15 protein-coding genes are annotated in these 19,162 nt (G+C 62.1%); 9 read left to right on the forward strand and 6 right to left on the reverse strand.

Annotation, left to right across the window (positions count from 1 at the left end):
• Nucleotides 1-17 precede the first annotated feature (17 nt).
• The 4 genes from HU737_RS16415 to dinG form a co-directional block, all read right to left on the reverse strand.
• Entirely contained in the window at nt 18-1,007 is a 990-nt protein-coding gene (locus HU737_RS16415; RefSeq protein ID WP_186557578.1) for an OmpA family protein, read from the reverse strand.
• Between the two features lie 99 nt (nt 1,008-1,106).
• Complete coding sequence (locus HU737_RS16420; RefSeq protein ID WP_186557577.1) at nt 1,107-2,252, reverse strand: serine hydrolase domain-containing protein; 1,146 nt, start codon at nt 2,250-2,252, stop codon at nt 1,107-1,109.
• Between the two features lie 133 nt (nt 2,253-2,385).
• On the reverse strand, nt 2,386-4,623 hold the full coding sequence (locus HU737_RS16425) for a beta-galactosidase (protein ID WP_186557576.1): 2,238 nt from the start codon (nt 4,621-4,623) through the stop codon (nt 2,386-2,388).
• An 81-nt stretch (nt 4,624-4,704) separates the two neighbouring features.
• Nucleotides 4,705-6,849: an ATP-dependent DNA helicase DinG gene (gene dinG, locus HU737_RS16430; protein WP_186557575.1), complete on the reverse strand. Its 2,145-nt coding sequence runs from the start codon at nt 6,847-6,849 to the stop codon at nt 4,705-4,707.
• Between the two features lie 98 nt (nt 6,850-6,947).
• Between dinG and HU737_RS16435 the strand changes: the two genes are divergently transcribed.
• Nucleotides 6,948-7,412 carry a CopD family protein gene (locus HU737_RS16435; RefSeq protein WP_186557574.1) on the forward strand — a complete coding sequence of 155 codons (465 nt, stop codon included), beginning with the start codon at nt 6,948-6,950 and terminating at the stop codon, nt 7,410-7,412.
• 467 nt (nt 7,413-7,879) lie between these two features.
• Here HU737_RS16435 and tcdA read toward each other — a convergent pair whose 3' ends face one another.
• On the reverse strand, nt 7,880-8,689 hold the full coding sequence (gene tcdA, locus HU737_RS16440; RefSeq protein WP_186556248.1) for a tRNA cyclic N6-threonylcarbamoyladenosine(37) synthase TcdA: 810 nt from the start codon (nt 8,687-8,689) through the stop codon (nt 7,880-7,882).
• Between the two features lie 260 nt (nt 8,690-8,949).
• Here tcdA and HU737_RS16445 point away from each other — a divergent pair, with 260 nt between their 5' ends.
• From HU737_RS16445 to HU737_RS16460, 4 genes are all read left to right on the forward strand, one after another.
• A complete protein-coding gene (locus HU737_RS16445; protein ID WP_186556247.1) occupies nt 8,950-11,550 on the forward strand; it encodes a glycosyltransferase in 2,601 nt (866 codons plus the stop codon).
• A 193-nt stretch (nt 11,551-11,743) separates the two neighbouring features.
• Nucleotides 11,744-12,895 carry a succinyl-diaminopimelate desuccinylase gene (gene dapE / locus HU737_RS16450; RefSeq protein ID WP_186556246.1) on the forward strand — a complete coding sequence of 384 codons (1,152 nt, stop codon included), beginning with the start codon at nt 11,744-11,746 and terminating at the stop codon, nt 12,893-12,895.
• Entirely contained in the window at nt 12,895-13,707 is an 813-nt protein-coding gene (locus HU737_RS16455) for a putative RNA methyltransferase (protein ID WP_186556245.1), read from the forward strand. Before dapE ends, HU737_RS16455 begins: the two co-directional genes overlap by 1 nt.
• Nucleotides 13,708-13,726: 19 nt before the next feature.
• Complete coding sequence (locus HU737_RS16460; RefSeq protein WP_186556244.1) at nt 13,727-14,104, forward strand: hypothetical protein; 378 nt, start codon at nt 13,727-13,729, stop codon at nt 14,102-14,104.
• A gap of 64 nt (nt 14,105-14,168) precedes the next feature.
• Here the strand turns inward: HU737_RS16460 and HU737_RS16465 are convergent, their stop codons facing one another.
• A complete protein-coding gene (locus tag HU737_RS16465) occupies nt 14,169-14,378 on the reverse strand; it encodes a cold-shock protein (protein WP_186556243.1) in 210 nt (69 codons plus the stop codon).
• Between the two features lie 233 nt (nt 14,379-14,611).
• On the opposite strand from HU737_RS16465, the gene plsB reads away from it, so the two are divergent.
• From plsB to HU737_RS16485, 4 genes are all read left to right on the forward strand, one after another.
• Nucleotides 14,612-17,080, forward strand: a complete 2,469-nt coding sequence (gene plsB, locus HU737_RS16470) for a glycerol-3-phosphate 1-O-acyltransferase PlsB (protein ID WP_186556242.1) — start codon at nt 14,612-14,614, stop codon at nt 17,078-17,080.
• 97 nt (nt 17,081-17,177) lie between these two features.
• The gene (locus HU737_RS16475) at nt 17,178-17,888 is read left to right on the forward strand and encodes a hypothetical protein (RefSeq protein WP_186556241.1); all 711 of its coding nucleotides are present in this window, start codon (nt 17,178-17,180) and stop codon (nt 17,886-17,888) included.
• A gap of 121 nt (nt 17,889-18,009) precedes the next feature.
• A complete protein-coding gene (locus HU737_RS16480; protein WP_186556240.1) occupies nt 18,010-18,408 on the forward strand; it encodes a YbaY family lipoprotein in 399 nt (132 codons plus the stop codon).
• A gap of 33 nt (nt 18,409-18,441) precedes the next feature.
• Entirely contained in the window at nt 18,442-19,131 is a 690-nt protein-coding gene (locus HU737_RS16485; RefSeq protein ID WP_186556239.1) for a DUF4197 domain-containing protein, read from the forward strand.
• Nucleotides 19,132-19,162: the final 31 nt, after the last annotated feature.

A 19,162-nucleotide genomic window follows, 5' to 3' on the forward strand; every position in this document is an offset into this window, starting at 1 on the left:
CTGCGTTTCCTTGACGATCAGTTGGTCTTCGCAGGGCTATTGGCAGCTACTTTCTTATCGGTTGCGGCCTTCTTGGCGGCAGGTTTTGCCGCGGCTTTTTTGGCAACTGGCTTGGCTGCAGGTTTCTTCGCAGCTGCCTTGGCCGGTGCTTTCTTGGCGGCCGGTTTGGCGGCGGTGGCTTTCGCTGCTGGCTTACTCGCAGCCTTAGCTGCCGGAGCCTTGGCGTCTTGCACTGCAACCATGGCGGCTGGGGTTGGTGCTGGTGCGGCCTGCTGATACTTGGCCAGCAGCGCGACCATGGTGTTCTGCGGGGTCAGCAACATTTCCACACGGCGGTTCAAGGCCCGGCCTTCAAGGCTGTCATTGGCCGCACGCGGCATCACCGAACCCATGCCCTTGAGGGTCAGGCGGTCACGCTGCAGGCCGCTGAGGCGGAAGATCGCCGATACCGAAGCAGCGCGCTCCAGGCTGAGCTTCTGGTTGGCAGCAGCCACACCACTGCTGTCTGCATGGCCGAGCACCAGCACAGCGGTCTTGGGATCGACCTCCACCGCCTTAGCCACGCGCGTAATCGGCCCCAAGGTCGCTGGCAGCAGCATGTTCGGGCGATCAGGGTTGTACGAACCCTCCACCGGAATGATCACCGCCATGACCTCTTCACGCCGCTCGACTTCGAACTTGCTGCCCTTGACCGCTTCACGCAGCTTGGGCTCGTACTCGTCCAGCCAGGCCTGGGTGGCCTTGTGATCGATCTTCGGTACGACTGGGCCTTTAGCCTGCTTGTCGTCCCCACCAAATGGCCACCACCAACGGCTGGCGCTATCGGATTTGGCGTCAGCCTTGGCGACCTTCTCGGTCACCGCCTCTTTAACTTCCTGTTCAGCGACTTTGTCGGAGCCGAAAGGCCACCAGCTGAGGCCGCCGTCTTTGGCGGTACCTTGCGAGTGGCTGGCGCAGCCGGTCATGGCCAGGCACAGGGCGAGTGCTAAGGTTTTATGTGAAGACATCAGCGATACACCATGAATTAGAAAGAAATTTTGCCCACACACATGAGGCGTTGGCATTGAGGATAGTCAAAGGGTCGGGCCAATACCCGCGTTACCCGATCAAAGGCAAGTGCCAAGTACACGCACCAGCTGTTGCGCCCGCGGGTCCATCAGCACATAGGGGCCGAGGGTGTTGGTGACGAAACCAAAGGCGACATCGTGCTCGGGATCGGCGAAGCCGACCGAGCCTCCCGCCCCTGGATGGCCGAAGGCGCGGGCGCCCAAGCCGAAAGTGGCGTTGGCGACCGTGGGCTGATCCAGCATGCAGCCCAGGCCGAAACGGGTCTGGGTCAACAGGGTACGATCCTGGCCAAGGCTGTGTTCGCGCGTCAGCTCATCGAGCAGTTCCGACTCCAGCAGGCTGCCATCGAGCAGACCGGCATAGAAACCGGCCAGGCTGCGGGCATTGCCATGGCCATTGGCCGCCGGCTGCTGCATCCGGCGCCACTCCGGCTTGTTGGTGCTGGTGAGAATGGCAGGCGGGTTGGTAAAGGCTCGCGTCGACAGCGCTTGAGGTTCGCGCAGGGTTACCTGCAGCAAACGCTGTGCAGCGGCGTCGCCAGGGTTGCCTTTGCCGCGAGCAATGTGCGCGACACGGTGGAATTGTTCATCCGCCAGGCCGACATGAAAATCCAGGCCCAGGGGTTTGACGGTACGCGCGACGATCGAGTCGCCCGGGCCACGGCCGTCAGCGCGGCGAATCAGCTCACCGATCAACCAGCCATAGGTAATAGCGGCGTAACCATGCTCGGTCCCCGGCGTCCACCAAGGGGTCTCAGCCGCCAGGGCAGCGGTCATGGTCTGCCAGTCATAGAGTGCTTCGGCCGGCAGCAGTTCCCGGATCGCCGGCAGGCCAGCGCGGTGGCTGAGCAACTGACGCAGGGTCACCTGCTCTTTACCGGCCTGGGCGAACTCTGGCCAGTAGCGTGCCACGGGCGTGTCCAAGGCCAGTTTGCCCTCGCCGACCAGTTGCAAGGCGGTGACGGCGGTGAAGGTCTTGGTGCAGGAGAACAGATTGGCAATGGTATCGCTGTGCCAAGCTTCGCGGCCGTCCTTATCGGCGCTACCGGCCCACAGGTCGATCACGGTCTCGCCGCCGACCTGGATGCACAGCGCAGCGCCGCGCTCCTGAGGATCCTCGAACAATGCGGCAAATGCTTCACGCACTGCCTCGAACTTCAGCTCATAGTGACCCTGGATCTGCACCCGCCTACTCTCCGTACGACTCGTCTTCACAAAGTCGTGCATTGTTTCAGTAGTTGGCGGTTTTGCAAACTGAATGTGGCCGGATGGTCGTAGGGAAAAGTCGACAAACGGCACCGAAATGCCGCTGTATGACCTACAGAGCAGGCTTGTTCAGCGCCTTGCGCAATTCATCCATTACCTGCTGATTGCTCCTGCGCACCGCTTCGACAAAACCTGGATAAGGCACATCGGTAATCGCCACCAGCCCCAAGTGCCCATTCTCGCCATCGAGCAAGCGCCCACTGGCCGGTTGGTCGAGGTACTGGAACCAGTGCGCACCGACAATCATCGGTTGAGCCAGCGCAGCCTTGAGGAAGTTGGCGTAGGCCGGGCCGCGATCTTCCTCGCGTACCAGCTCCAGCGGCCCGGACCAGAATGGCCCACGGTCGCGGGAACCGAACTGGAATTCGGACACCAGCAACGGCTTGTCCAACTCGGCAAGCCGAGCGAAGTCGTAGCCATCTTCAGGCTTGAGGGTATAGAAGTTGAAACTCAGCACGTCGCAGAACTCGGCGCAGGCTTTCACTGCTTCTGGAGTGCTGGCCGCATAGCGCCCGCCCAGCAGCAAGTGGTTGGGGGCATGCCATTTGAGCGAGTCGGAGATGGTCTTGAAGTAGGTATTGGCGAATACCTGCTGGAAATGCTGATAATCGCGCTCGATTTCCGGATGCTGCGCATTGGGCAGCGGCGCTTCGAAGCCTGGGTCTTCCATCAGTTCCCAGGCTTGCAGGTCGATACCCCAGGCCTTGGACAGGCCTTCCTGGTTGCGGTACTTGTCGCGCAGCTGCTTGAGAAACGCGCGCTTGGCCGGTACGTCGGTGGTCAGCCTCAGGGTGCCGAAGGCCAGCCCATAGCGGGCCTTGGGATCATCACCCGGCGCCGCCCAGGCCAGCTCATTGTCGGCGAAGTAGCCAATCAGCCAGGGATCATCGCGGTGATCACGGGCGGCGATGGCCACGGCGCGCTCGGTCGCCATGGCAAAGCGTGGATCGAACGGATCGGGCATGCGCCCCCACCAGTCCATACCGGTACTGATGCTGGCGTAGTCGCCAACGATCGACAGCGGTAGCGTGTAGGGCACTCGCTTGGCCAGGCCAAGGGCCGGATCGCTCCAGTTGCCCAGGGTATTGAAACCCCAGGCCTGCATGCGATCGAGGGTGTGGCTCTGCCAGCGGGCGGCATCGAGGGCCGCAGGTGGGCAGGCAACAGGTGGCTGCCCTTCTACTGGCGCCGGACAAGGCTGGCCATAACCACGCTGCAGGTTGGCAGCATAGAAGTCGAACCAGCGACCTTTATTGAAATTGCGCCCTTGCGACGAGGCATTGCCATCATCGTTGTTGCCTTGGCCATAGAACGCGGCGAGACGCTCGCCTTCGCCCGGCAAGGCGGTGAACATGCTTTCGCGTCCGCTTATATAGGTACGGCCGCCGTCGGCCGCCACGGCATTGATGCCGAGCGAATAGAACGGGTGCCCCTCAGGGGTCACCAGGAACCAGCGGCCATCACGCTTTTCAGTACGGAAAAACCCTTTGGCTTCGAAGGCCGGGCCGGCGATCAGCCCACCGTAGCTGTCCAATTGCTGTTTGCCGCGCTCTGCCAACCAGCCTTTGAGCTGAGCTTGTTCGCGGGTATCAGCGGCCTTGAGCTGATCATCGTTGACGATCTTTTCCGGCCAGCGTCCGCGGGTGGACTGGCCATAAGCATCGATCAAACCGTCGTAGGCGGCCTTGAACGCCAGATCGTCATCCTGGATACCAACTTTCTCGATCAGCAGGCTCTGGGCCACCTTGGGCCTTGGAATGCTCAGGGTAACCGAACTGATCTGGGTGAGATCGACTTCACCGACGCTGCTGGTCAGCAGCACCCGTTGCCCTTGATACGTCCACGGCATGGGCGGCCCCGCGCGCATGCCCTGGCTCAATGGCGAGCTGGCCTTGAGCGGAACCATCACCGTCTGCGCAGGCCCGGCGGGCAGGTCGATACGGCTGGTGAGCGTGCGGCCATCACTGCTCTGCACCGTGACATCCACACTCAAGGCCCAGTCCATGGCGCTTTGCAGGCGCAAAGTCAGCGCCTGCCCGGCAGACCAGTCCCACACGCCACTCTGCGGGCTGAGGCCCAGTGTCGGCCGCTCCACCGGATTGAACACCACCCGCCGCAGCACCTCGCCCTCGGCCGTCTGCTCCGCGTTGTACTGCGGCATGCCGGCATCAGCGGTGATCACATTGACCACTGAAGCTGGCCGCACAAAGCTGAACAACGTCTGCTGCGCGGCCAGCAACGGCGAGCTGAACAACAGCGTAAGTACAGCGGGCAAGGTGCGATGGAGCATAGGGCTGGGGCTCTCCTTCAGAGCCCTCATGGGCCCTTGACTGAGTGATGGACAACGGGCCGGGGCGTCTTGCTCCGGCCGTCAGGAAATCTCCCGCCTAAATGGCGGCAGCGCATTGAGAATAGCCTTGCCGTAGCGCTGGGTGACCAGGCGCCGATCAAGCAAGGTGATGACGCCGCGATCCTGCTCGGTACGCAGTAAGCGACCGCAGGCCTGGATCAACTTGAGCGAGGCGTCGGGTACGGCAATTTCCATGAACGGATTGCCACCGCGGGCTTCGATCCACTCGGCCAAGGCTGCCTCGACCGGATCGTCCGGCACCGAGAATGGGATCTTGGCGATCACCACGTGCTCGCAATAGGCGCCCGGCAAGTCGACCCCCTCGGCGAAGCTGGCCAGGCCGAACAGCACACTGTGCTGGCCATCGTCGACCCGCGCCTTGTGCTTGTTGAGGGTTTCCTGTTTGGACAGGTTGCCCTGGATCAACACCAGTTTGCGCCAGTCACGGTCCAGGCCATCGAACACGTCTTGCATCTGTTTGCGCGAGGAGAACAACACCAGCGCGCCGCGGGCCTCTTCGAGCATTGCCGGCAGTTCACGGATGATCGCTGCCGTGTGCCCAGCAGCGTCGCGCGGATCAGCGCCCAGGTCAGGCACTCGCAGCAGACCAGCATCGCCGTGCACGAACGGGCTTGGCACCACGCACGTCACCGCGTCGCGAGGCAGGCCCGAACGCATGCGGAAGCGGTCGAACTTGCCCAGCGCGGTGAGTGTGGCCGAAGTCACCAGAGCGCCGTGGGCGACGCTCCACAGGCTGCGGCGCAGCATTTCGGCGGCAAGGATCGGGCTGGCATTGACCTCGATGTCGAACAGCGCACCGGTTTCGGCCAACGTCAGCCAGCGCGCCATTGGCGGGCTGTCTTGCGGATCTTCGGCGGTGAACGCGGTCCATAGCTCCCAGTTGCCCTGGGCGCGGGTCACCAGGCTGCCGAACAGTGGATACCACTCTTCGGCCTGGTGGCTGGCAATACCGATGTTGTTTTCCCCGTCCATGCCTTCCTTGAGCAGGTCGGCCAGGCGGGTGAACAGGTCGTTGAGACGCGAGAAACCCTTTTTCAGCTCTATGCCGACTTCGCGAATCTGCTCCGGTACCACTCCACCTTCGAAGCGGTAGCGTGGGCGCTCACGGCCTTCGGTGTCTTCGCCGGGGCGGAAATCCGCGACCTGCTCGCACAAGGTGAACATGAACTGCTGCTGGGTGCGGATTTCGCGAGCCAGCTCCGGCACCTGTTCGATGTACTTGCCCAGGTCACCCGGCAGCGGATGCTGGGCGAGCAGCTTGGTCAGGTTCTTGGCCGTCTGCTCCAACCAGTCGGCAGTGGAGCGCAGGCGCGAATAATGAGCGAAGTGGCCGATCGCCTTGTCTGGCAGGTGATGGCCTTCGTCGAATACGTACATGGTGTCACGCGGGTCGGGCAGTACCGCACCGCCGCCCAAGGCCAGGTCGGCCAGGACCATGTCATGGTTGGTGACGATTACATCGACCTTACCCATGCCCTCGCGCGCCTTATAGAAGACGCATTGCTGGAAGTTCGGGCAGTGGCGACCGGTGCACTGGCTATGGTCGGTGGTCAGGCGCGCCCAGTCCTGGTCTTCGAGGGTTTCCGACCAGCTGTCGCGATCACCGTCCCAGCGATTGCCGGCAAGCTTCTCGATCATGCTGTTGAACAGCTTCTGGCTGCGCTCGTCGACTTCGATGTGAAAGCCTTCTTCCTCGAACAGCTGGGCGGTCGCCGACTGGGCGTGGCCTTCCTGCAGCAGCACGTCGAGCTTGGACAGACACAGGTAGCGCCCACGCCCCTTGGCCAGGGCGAAGCTGAAATTGAGCCCGCTGTTGCGCATCAGGTCGGGCAGATCCTTGAACACGATCTGCTCCTGCAAGGCCACGGTCGCGGTGGCGATCACCAGGCGTTTGCCGGCAGCCTTGGCGGCGGGAATCGCCGCCAGGCTGTAGGCGACGGTCTTGCCGGTACCGGTGCCGGCCTCGACCGCGACCACGGCCGGCTCGCCCGAGCGGCGACCTTCGTCGTCGCAGGCGATATCGCCGAGCACTTTCGCCACTTCGGCGATCATCAGGCGCTGGCCATAGCGAGGCTTGAGGCTCTTGGCTTCGAGAAAACGCGAGTAGGCGCCCTGGATGGTGGCTTTGAGTTCGTTGCTGATCATGGTCTGCAGGCGCCCGAAGGGCTGGATATATTTTCAGTGTTTCGCATGGGGCGGCTATCATACCCCGCTATCGCCCTTTGTGCCGCATGGAGATCCTGATGCTTGCCTTTGCCCTGCCCTACACACTGCATGTTTTGGCTGCCCTGGTCTGGGTTGGCGGCATGTTCTTCGCCTGGCTGGTACTGCGCCCGGCCACGGTTGCAGCCTTGGAGGGGCCTGCGCGGCTGCGCTTGTGGGTGGAAGTTTTCCGACGTTTCTTTGGTTGGGTCTGGGCGGCGGTAGCGGTTTTGGCGATCAGTGGTATCGGGATGTTGCATTTGCGTTTTTCCGGGTTTGAAACGGCGCCTCGGTATGTGCAGGTGATGATTGGGGGTGCGATTGTGATGTTTGCGCTGTTCATGCGGGTGCAGGCGTTGATGCTGCCGGAGCTGCGGGCGGCGGTGCAGGCTGAGGATTGGGCGGCTGGGGCTGGGGTTTTGGCGCGGATTCGGCGGATGGTGGGGGTTAATTTGCTGGTGGGGTTGGCGGTGGTTGGGGTCGCTAGTTCGCGGGTTTTGGTTTGAGTTGGGCTTTTAGAGACTTGAGCTTATCCGTTTGATGTGGCGGCGCTGCTGGCCCCTTCCGCCCTTACGGCGGCCTACTTTGGTCTTGGCCAAAGTAGGCAAAGCCGCTCGCTCCTGCATACGGCCCCTGCGCTGCGCTCCGGGGTCCCTTCGCGCCGGCGCCTTCCGGGCCCGCGCGGCCTACGATTTGCTGCGCAAATCTACATCTCGCGCCTTCGGCTACGCCGAAGGGTGCTGGCGCACCTGGCCCTACAGGCACCTCTGCTCAGCCTCCTGAAGTCGCGAATCTGCGGCGCCTGAACCTGCGCGCATGAAGATCAAGAGCAGGCGAATCGCTGCGCTCTCGCTAAAGCCAAAGCCAAAGCCAAAGCCAAAGCCAAAGCCAAGTTTGTATTTTTGATTTGTGGGGTTTGGCCTGGCCTCATCGCTTTGACTTTTCCCGGATGAGGCCTGAAGGAACGCTTGCGCTACTTCGCAACCACGCGCTCAGAAGGGCGCCGGGCGCCGGCTACGAGCTTCTCCACCGCTTTGCTCGCCGCCACCATGCCAAAGGTCGCCGTTACCATCATCACCGCGCCGAAGCCGCCGGAGCAGTCCAGGCGCACGCCTTCGCCGACGAAGCTTTTCTGCAGGCAGACACTGCCATCGCCCTTGGGGTAACGCAGCTGCTCGCTGGAAAACACGCAAGGTACCCCGTAGTTGCGCGAGGTATTGCGCGAGAAGTTGTAATCGCGGCGCAGGGTCGAACGCACCCGCGAGGCCAGCGGGTCGTTGAAGGTCTTGTTGAGGTCGCCGATCTGGATCTGGGTGGGGTCGATCTGCCCGCCGGCGCCGCCAGTGGTAACGATGCCGATCTTGCGTCGACGACACCAGGCAATCAGCGCCGCCTTGGCCATCACGCTGTCGATGCAGTCGATCACACAATCCATCTGCTCGGTGATGTACTCGGCCATGGTTTCGCGGGTGACGAAGTCAGCCACGGCATGCACTCGACAGGCCGGGTTGATCGCCCGCAGGCGCTCAGCCATGACCTCGACCTTGGCGCGCCCAACTTGGCCCTCCAGCGCGTGCGCCTGGCGGTTGGTGTTGCTCACGCAAACGTCGTCCAGATCGAACAGGCTGATTTCACCCACCCCGCTACGGGCCAGCGCTTCTGCGGCCCACGAGCCCACGCCACCAATGCCGACAATCGCCACGTGGGCGTCGCGCAGGCGTTGCAGCCCCTGGTCGCCGTACAACCGGGCGACGCCGGCAAAGCGTGGATCTTCTGTGCTCATGGCCAATACCCCGAAAAAACCGGCGCGCATTATACGCCAATCGAGCGCTCCCAGGGTCGCGGCACAGCGCCGCCAATTGGCACCTTCCCTACCATCCCTGCTTTAATGTCCTACCACGCAACCAGATATGGACGACAATAGAGCGGGATCAGAACTTCATCCTCTGCGGAAAATCCAATCAACTACCTTCCCAGGTAAGCGTAGGACTCACGCCCCTGTGGCGCCCGCCCCGCTCCCTTCATCGGAACCTTGAAACGCTTATGTCATCACGCAAATTCGGCCTCAACCTGGTGGTGGTGCTGGCCATCGCCGCGCTGTTCACCGGGTTCTGGGCGCTGATCAATCGCCCAGTGTCGGCCCCTGCCTGGCCGGAACAGATCTCCGGTTTCTCCTACTCGCCGTTCCGCTTGGGCGAAAGTCCGCAGAAAGGCCAGTACCCAAGTGACGATGAGATGCGCCAGGACCTGGAGCAGATGAGCAAGCTGACCGACAGCATTCGCATCTATACCGTCGAGGGCACCCAGGCCGAGATCCCCCGCCTGGCCGAGGAACTGGGCCTGCGCGTCACCCTGGGCATCTGGATCAGCCCCGATCAAGAGCGCAACGAGCGTGAGATCAGCAAGGCCATCGAGCTGGCCAACACCTCGCGCAGCGTGGTCCGGGTGGTAGTGGGCAACGAGGCGCTGTTCCGCGAAGAGATCACGCCTGAGGCATTGATCCAGTACCTGGATAGGGTCCGCGCGGCGGTGAAAGTACCGGTGACTACCAGCGAACAATGGCATATCTGGAAAGAACACCCAGAGCTGGCCAAGCACGTCGACCTGATCGCCGCGCACATCCTGCCATACTGGGAGTTCGTGCCCATGCAGGACTCGGTGGAGTTCGTTCTCGACCGTGCCCGCGAGCTCAAGCTGCAGTTCCCCCGCAAACCGCTGCTGCTCTCGGAAGTTGGCTGGCCAAGCAACGGCCGCATGCGCGGTGGCGCCGATGCGACCCAGGCCGACCAGGCGATCTACTTGCGCACCCTGGTCAACACCCTCAACCGCCGCGGCTACAACTACTTCGTCATCGAAGCCTACGACCAGCCGTGGAAGGCCAGTGACGAAGGCTCGGTGGGCGCCTACTGGGGCGTGTTCAACGCCGAACGCCAGCAGAAATTCAACTTCGAAGGGCCGGTGGTGGCGATCCCGCAATGGCGGGCACTGGCGGTCGCGTCGGTGGTGCTGGCGATGCTCGCCCTGACCATCCTGTTGATCGACGGCTCGGCCCTGCGCCAGCGCGGGCGGACCTTCCTGACCTTCATCACCTTCCTGTGTGGTTCGGTGCTGGTGTGGATCGCCTACGACTACAGCCAGCAGTACAGCACCTGGTTCAGCCTGATCGTGGGCTTCCTGCTCGCGCTGGGTGCAATTGGCGTGTTCATCGTGCTGATGACCGAGGCGCACGAACTGGCCGAGACGGTGTGGACCGCCAAGCGGCGCCGGGAGTTTCTCCCCGTGCAGGGCGATTCTGCCTACCGGCCGAAGGTCTCGGTGCATGTGCCCTGCTACAACGAGCCACCAGAAATGGTCAAGCAGACCCTCGATGCCCTGGCCGCGCTGGATTATCCGGACTACGAAGTGCTGGTGATCGACAACAACACCAAGGACCCGGCGGTCTGGGAGCCGCTCAAGGCCCACTGTGAACTGCTCGGCGAGCGCTTCAAGTTCTTCCACGTCGCGCCGCTGGCCGGTTTCAAGGGCGGTGCGCTGAACTATCTGCTGCCACACACTGCCAAGGACGCCGAAGTGATCGCAGTGATCGACTCGGACTACTGCGTCGACCGCAACTGGCTCAAGCACATGGCGCCGCACTTCGCCGATCCGAAGATCGCGGTGGTGCAATCGCCACAGGATTACCGCGACCAGCATGAAAGTGCCTTCAAGAAGCTGTGCTACAGCGAATACAAAGGCTTCTTCCACATCGGCATGGTGACCCGCAACGACCGTGACGCGATCATCCAGCACGGCACCATGACCATGACCCGGCGCAGCGTCCTGCAAGAGCTGGGTTGGGCCGAGTGGTGCATCTGCGAGGATGCCGAACTGGGCCTGCGGGTATTCGAGAAAGGCCTGTCCGCCGCCTATGCGCACAACAGCTATGGCAAGGGCCTGATGCCCGATACCTTCATCGACTTCAAGAAGCAGCGTTTCCGCTGGGCCTACGGCGCGATCCAGATCATCAAGCACCACGCCCGCGCCCTGCTGCGCGGCAAAGGCAGCGAACTGACCCGTGGCCAGCGCTATCACTTCCTGGCCGGCTGGCTGCCGTGGGTCGCCGATGGCATGAACATCTTCTTCACCGTCGGCGCATTGCTGTGGTCGGCAGCGATGATCATCGTGCCGCATCGGGTCGATCCGCCGCTGATGATCTTCGCCATTCCGCCACTGGCGTTGTTCTTCTTCAAGGTCGGCAAGATCCTGTTCCTGTATCGTCGCGCGGTCGGCGTCGACCTAAAAGATGCCTTCGCCGCAGCGCTGGCGGGGTTGGCGCTGTCGCACACCATCGCCAAGGCGGTGCTGTACGGTTTCTTCACCAGCAGCATGCCGTTCTTCCGTACACCGAAAAATGCCGACAGCCATGGCTTGCTGGTGGCGATTTCCGAAGCGCGCGAAGAGCTGTTCATCATGCTCTTGCTGTGGGGCGCTGCGGCCGGGATCTATCTGGTCCAGGGCCTGCCGAGCTCGGACATGCGTTTCTGGGTGGCGATGTTGCTGGTGCAGTCGTTGCCGTACCTGGCGGCATTGATCATGGCCTTCCTGTCGTCGCTGCCCAAGCCTGTCGCAAAGTCTGTTGAGCCCTCGACTGCTGCCCAAGGCTAAGGGGCATGTGAACGGGCTTATTCCGTGATAGCGAGTGTGGAATAAACATCGCTATCGCGGGGCAAGCCCGCCCACACGCCCTTCCCTCAAGGTCATTGGCCTCTTGCCACCTGCCCTGGGCGTGCCCGGCGACATCATTTGATATAAGATAACGCCCCTGATTTCCCGCCTTGCCTTGCCCCCGGAGTCCCCCATGACGGCCCCAGCCGAGCTCTCGCCTACCCTTCAACTGGCCTGCGACCTGATCCGCCGCCCCTCGGTGACCCCGGTCGACGCCGACTGCCAGACCCAGATGATGAACCGCCTGGGCGCCGTCGGCTTCCAGCTCGAACCGATGCGTATCGAGGACGTCGATAATTTCTGGGCCACCCACGGCACCCAGGAAGGCCCGGTACTGTGCTTCGCCGGCCATACCGACGTGGTCCCCACTGGCCCGGTGCAGCAATGGCAGCACGAGCCGTTCGAGGCGCTGATCGATGCCGACGGCATGCTTTGTGGACGTGGCGCGGCCGATATGAAAGGCAGCCTGGCCTCGATGGTGGTGGCCAGCGAGCGCTTCGTCCACGACTACCCCAATCACCGTGGCAAGGTCGCCTTCCTGATCACCAGCGACGAAGAAGGCCCGGCCCACCATGGCACCAAAGCCGTGGTCGAGCGCCTGGTCGCGCGTAAAGAGCGCCTGGACTGGTGCATCGTCGGTGAGCCGTCGAGCACCAACCTGCTCGGCGATGTGGTGAAGAACGGCCGTCGCGGCTCGCTCGGCGCCAAGCTGACTGTACGTGGCAAGCAGGGCCACGTGGCCTACCCGCACCTGGCGCGCAACCCGATCCACCTGGCCGCGCCAGCACTGGCGGAACTGGCTGCCGAGCACTGGGACGAAGGCAACGCATTCTTCCCGCCGACCAGCTTCCAGATCTCCAACCTCAACTCGGGCACGGGCGCGACCAACGTGGTTCCGGGCGACCTGACGGCGCTGTTCAACTTCCGCTTCTCCACCGAGTCGACCGTCGAGGGCCTGCAGGCGCGCGTCGCCGCCATCCTCGACAAGCACCAGCTGGACTGGTCGATCGACTGGGCACTGTCGGGCCTGCCGTTCCTCACCGAGCCAGGTGATCTGCTCGATGCGGTATCGGCCAGCATCAAGGCGGTGACTGACCGTGATACCCAACCGTCGACCAGCGGCGGCACCTCCGACGGCCGCTTCATCGCCACCATGGGTACCCAAGTGGTCGAACTCGGCCCGGTCAACGCCACCATTCACCAGGTCGATGAACGCATCTTGGCTAGTGATCTCGACCTGCTGACCGAGATCTACTACCAGACCCTGGTGCGGTTGCTCGCCTGATGCTCGCCTGCCCGCTCTGCCAGGCAGCCCTGGCCCCCCTGGACAATGGCGTAGTGTGCCCTGCCGGCCATCGTTTCGACCGCGCGCGCCAGGGCTACCTGAACTTGCTGCCGGTGCAGCACAAGAATAGCCGCGACCCAGGTGACAACCAGGCCATGGTCGAGGCCCGCCGCGACTTTCTCGACGGCGGCCATTACGCGCCGGTGGCGCGGCGCCTGGCCGAACTGGCTGCCGAGCGCCAGCCCGGCGTCTGGCTGGATATCGGCTGTGGCGAAGGCTACTACACCGGGCAAATTGCCCAGGCCCTGCCGGCGGCGCAAGGCTATGCCCTGGACATCTCCCGCGAGGCGGTCAAGCGCGCCTGTCGCCGCGCGCCAGAGGTGACCTGGATGGTCGCCAGCATGGCCCGCGTGCCGCTGGCCGATGCCAGCTGCCAGTTCATTGCCAGCGTGTTCAGCCCGTTGGACTGGCAGGAGGCTCTGCGCCTGCTCAGCCCAGGCGGTGGCCTGATGCGGGTCGGACCGACCAGCGGCCACCTGATGCAATTGCGCGAGGTGCTCTACGATGAAGTACGCCCCTACGCCGACGACAAACACCTGGCATTGGTCCCGCAAGGCATGGCCCATGCTCATAGCGAGATCCTCGAGTTCCGCTTGAGCCTGGCCGAGCCCAAGGCCCGTGCCGACCTGCTAGCCATGACCCCACACGGCTGGCGCGCCAGCGCCGAGAAACGCGCACGGGTGATCGACCAGCCCGAGCCGTTCGAGGTCACGGTTTCCATGCGTTATGACTATTTCGTGCGCCAAGACTGAGCACACTCGGAGCCTTTTTATGCGCCAACCCGATATCGAGATCTACCTCAAGGACAGCGACGTCGACCACAAGCAGATTTCTGCCTGGCTCGCCCAAGCGCTGGGCCCTTGCAGCGAATGGAAGCAAAAAGGCCAGACCTGGAAATGCCAGGCCGGTAACATTCCGGTCACCTGGTTACCCAAGGCTGTAGGGAAATGGAACAGCCTGTACCTGGAAAGCGACCAGACCCCATGGGACGACGACATCGCCTGCGCACGCGCAGCCTTTGCCGCGCTCAACGTGGAAATACGTTGCGCACCGGGTAGCTGGGCGGAAGAACAAGGGGAAGAAGATGCCGATCGCTGGATCCGCATCAGTGCCGACGGTGAAGAGGAAATCACCTGGCGTACGAGCTGAAGCTCGTTGCGCTTGGCATCAGGCTGCAAGTTCCACGGTCAACTTGCAGCTTGAAGCTTGAGGCTTAAAGACCGACTACATCCTCGGCCTGCAGGCCTTTCTGGCCCTGGGTCAAGTTGTACTCGACCTGCTGCCCTTCGACCAGGCTACGATGACCCTCACCGCGGATTGCCCGATAGTGGACGAATACATCCGCACCACCTTCGCGCTGAATGAAGCCATAACCCTTGGCATCGTTGAACCACTTTACATTCCCAGTCTCACGAGACGACATCTGAACTACTCCGGTTTTTTATTGTGAAGATCGCCTTGCTGACACAGGTTCTCCACCCTGTGCCGACACAGCTTGCCGAAATATCCTGCAAGGTGCGGACCGAGTATATGACAGAGAACAAAGAAAATTCATGACCGCCCCGTGAATTGCAGATTTTTGCTGAACTTACGCCGATACGGCAGACTAACTGACTGTAAATAGACCCGATCCTCTCATCAGGGCACACACATTCCATGACCCGTTCTCCCTTGCGTCGCCTGATCTTCGGCGCCCTGCGCCGCGTGCTGTACCTATGGGTGCGCTCCGAGACCATCAACCAATCGTCCCTGTCCCTCAAGCTCGATCGCAGCCGCCCGGTGTTCTACGCCCTGCCCTCGCCATCACTGACCGACCTGGCGGTAATCGATCGGGAGTGCACCAAGGCGGGGCTGCCGCGCCCGGTACTGCCCGTTGCCGTCGGCCCCTTGCAGGAACCCGCCGCTTTCTTCTACCTGACGCCAGACCCCGACTGGCTCGGCCGCCAGGATAAACGCGGTGCACCGCCCACGCTCGAGCGCCTGGTCGCAGCGATCAGCCAGCACGCGGAAGAAGACGCGCAGATCATTCCGGTGAGCGTGTTCTGGGGGCAGACCCCCGCCAGCGAATCGAGCCCATGGAAGCTGTTGTTCGCCGATAGCTGGGCCGTCACCGGGCGCCTGCGGCGCTTGCTGACCATCTTGATTCTTGGGCGCAAGACCCGCGTGCAGTTCTCCGCGCCCATCCACCTGCGCGAGTTGGTCGAGCACAACAAGGGCCACGAACGCACGGTGCGCATGGCCCAACGGCTGATGCGGGTGCATTTCCGTAACCTCAAGACGGCAGTGATCGGCCCGGACATTTCCCACCGGCGCAACCTGGTCAAGGGCCTGATCCACGACCCACTAGTGCGCCAGGCCATCGCCGATGAAGCCGAGCGCGAGAAAATCCCACTGGCCAAGGCCGAGGCCCAGGCCTTGCGCTACGGCAACGAGATCGCCTCGGACTACACCTACACCGCGATCCGCTTCCTGGAGGTTGTGCTCAGCTGGTTCTGGAACAAGATCTACGACGGCATCAAGGTCAATCACATCGAGCAGGTGCAGGGCATCGCCCCCGGCCACGAAGTGATCTACGTGCCGTGTCACCGCAGCCATATCGACTACCTGCTGCTGTCGTACCTGCTGTTTCGCAATGGCCTGACCCCGCCGCACATCGCTGCCGGCATCAACCTCAATATGCCGGTGATCGGCGGGCTGCTGCGGCGCGGCGGGGCGTTCTTCATGCGCCGCACCTTCAAGGGCAACCCGTTGTACACGGCCGTTTTCAACGAGTACCTGCACACCCTGTTCACCAAGGGTTTTCCGGTGGAGTACTTCGTCGAGGGCGGGCGTTCGCGTACCGGGCGCATGCTGCAACCGCGCACCGGCATGCTGGCGATCACCCTGCGCAGTTTCCTGCGATCCTCGCGTACGCCGATTGTCTTCGTGCCGGTGTACATCGGCTACGAGCGCGTGCTGGAAGGCCGCACCTACCTGGGCGAGCTGCGCGGCGCAAGCAAGAAGAAGGAGTCGATCTTCGACATCTTCAAGGTCATCGGCGCGCTGAAGCAGCGCTTCGGCCAGGTCTACGTCAACTTCGGTGAACCGATCCGCCTGGCCGGCTTTCTCGACCAGCAGCAACCTGGCTGGCGCGAGCAGGCGCTCGGTCCGCAGTTCCGCCCGGCCTGGCTGAATGAAACCACCACCCGCCTGGGCGAAACCGTGGCCCGTCACCTCAACGAGGCGGCGGCGATCAACTCGGTCAACCTGGTGGCACTGGCGCTGCTCTCGACCAGTCGCCACGCCCTCGACGAACGCGCGCTGGTGCGCATTCTCGACCTGTACCTGGCGCTGCTACGCCAAGTGCCCTACTCGTCGCACACCACCTTGCCCGAGGGCAATGGCCTGGCCTTGATCAAGCACGTGCGGGGCATGGACCTGCTGGCCGAGCAGAACGATGCGATGGGCCGCATCCTGTATCTGGATGAAGCCAACGCGGTTTTGATGACCTACTACCGCAACAACGTCATGCATATCTTCGCCCTTCCAGCGCTACTGGCGAGCTTCTTCCAGAGCAGTTCGCGGATGAGCCGCGAGCTGATCGGCCAGTACGTCAAGGCGCTGTACCCGTACCTGCAGGCGGAGCTGTTCCTGCGCTGGACGCCCGAGCAACTGGACGAGGTCATGGATCAGTGGCTGGCAGCTTTTGTCGAGCAAGGCCTGCTGCGCTTCGAAAACCAGGTTTACCTGCGCCCGGCACCGAGCTCGCGACAGTTCGTGCTGTTGACCTTGCTGGCCCGCACCATCACCCAGGCCCTGCAACGCTACTACATGGCCACCTCTCTGCTGCTCAACAGCGGCCAGCAGACCCTGAGCGCCGAGGAGCTGGAAGACCTGTGCGTGATGATGGCCCAGCGCCTGTCGATCCTGCATGGCCTCAATGCTCCGGAGTTCTTCGACAAGACCCTGTTCCGTCATTTTATCCAGACGCTGATGCAACAAGGCGTGCTGCGCCCGGACAGCAACGGCAAGCTTGGTCATCACGACAAGCTCGGCGAGCTGGCCGAAGGGGTGGCCAAGCGTGTGCTATCGGCTGAGCTGCGTCTTTCGATCCGCCAGGTAGCGCTGCATCGGAATGATGTATAGGGATAACTTTCCAACTTACTCACACTCCTGCCAACACACAGACTCGTCAGTGCGCGATAACCGCGCACTTACTATTCTTCGTGGCAGGAGCCATGTTATGAGCAAAGTGAACTTTATCGAGTTGTTTGGTTCATTAAGTTTAGTCAATATACCCCGCTATGATGCAAATCCGCATCAAGTCATCATAGCCTTGACCCCACCCACTGTCACTAAACTACGCGACGCCAGGTCTTACTGCATTCAGCAATATAGTGGCACCAGCATCCCCTTCCAATTGACCGTGGACACGGCCGCTTTTGAAGCGGGCGAGGCGCTCGAGCTGGAGGCGATAATTCAGGCGGGCTTCGGCCCTGATAGCAATAAGGAACGGGTAAAAATTCCACTGATGCTCAATCATGCTACAGCGCGCGTGGAGCAGAATCTTACCGTCTCAGGTTCGAGCACATCAGCCACCCAACAACCCGCTTCAACAGTGTTCACTGAGATTCATGGCGATATTTCAATTCCTCAGATTGACGACCTGGCAGGTCACCAGCTCATCATTGGCTTACATGAAGTAGGGATGAATGATGACATGCAGCCTTTCTTCAATAGGATCAGCGAAACCAGTTATCAGGTTCGCGCACTTAAGGCCCCCTTCTCTCTTCGATACGATAACAACGTATTGACCAGCGGGCGCAGCTATGACCTTCTTATTATCCTGCGCGCGCCTTCAGGTAAGTCTGTAGCCGGTCGAAACCTGAGAAATATCGACCTGGCTAAACTCACTGAAGCCCAGCAGGTGACGCTGGGACGGCCGAGGGGATAAGGCACTCCCGAAGTGAGTCCTGAAAACCAACAACGGCACTGCAGGGCTCACTATCGGCGGAGAAAATCCGCTAAAGTCCCTGGGGTTGGCCACAAGCCAGCCCCAGGACTACGGAGATTCCATGAAAAAGCTCGTTATGCTGTGTTGCGCATCCCTGCTCGCAGCCTGTTCCAGCACCACCCCGTCGAACCAGGCCAGCCTGGATGGCGAAGTCTTCTACCTGCAGCGCATTGCCTTGCCACCGGCCGCTACCTTGAGCGTGAGCCTGCAAGACGTATCGCTGATGGACGCCCCTGCCGTGACCCTGGCCAGCCAGGCCGGCCCGGTCAAGGGTAACGTACCGCTGCCGTTCCACCTGACCTACGACCCAGCCCAAGTCAAACCCGGCCATCGCTATGCGGTCAGCGCGCGCATCGAACTGGACGGCAAGCTGCTGTTCATCAATACCGAACACCACGGCGTCCAGCTCGACGGTAGCGATGTGCAGCCGGTGCGGATCAAGGTCGATCCGGTTCGCTGATCCCGGTTTATTCATTTGCATAAGGAAGTACCCATGATTCGCTCCTCCCTGCGCCTCACCACCCTGTGCGCCGGCCTGCTGCTGTCCGCCAGCGCCCTGGCGGTCTCGCTTGGCGACCTGACCCAGAACGATGCGGCTGGCGGCCTGAAGGACGCCCTGACCCAAGGCGCACAAGTTGCCGTCAAGCAACTAAGCACCCCAGGCGGTTTCAGCAACAATCCGGACGTGCGTATCGAGCTGCCGGGCAACCTGGGCAAGGCCGCCAAGGCAATGAAGATGTTCGGCAAGGGCGACCAGGTCACAGCCCTGGAAGACAGCATGAACAAAGCTGCCGAAGCTGCGGTGCCACAGGCGCAGGCGATTCTGGTCGATGCCGTGAAGAAGATGACCGTGACCGATGCCAAGGGCATTCTCAGCGGTGCAGATGACTCGGCAACCCAGTACTTGAACAAGAGCAGCCGCGAGCAGATCCGCGCCAAGTTCCTGCCGATCGTCAAGGCGGCCACCGACAAGGTTGGCGTGGTTCAGCAGTACAACAGCTTCGCCGGCCAGGCTTCGGCACTGGGCCTGGGCGATGCCAAGAGCGCCAACGTCGAGAGCTACGTGACCGAGAAGGCCCTTGACGGTCTGTTCGAGATGATCGCCAAGCAAGAGCAGAGCATTCGCCAGAACCCGGCCCAGGCGGCGACCAGCCTGGCCAAGAAAGTCTTCGGCGCCCTCTGATGTAACTGTTGAATTGTTGGGGCCGCGTTGC

This window comes from Pseudomonas urmiensis (assembly GCF_014268815.2).
Classification (GTDB): domain Bacteria; phylum Pseudomonadota; class Gammaproteobacteria; order Pseudomonadales; family Pseudomonadaceae; genus Aquipseudomonas; species Aquipseudomonas urmiensis.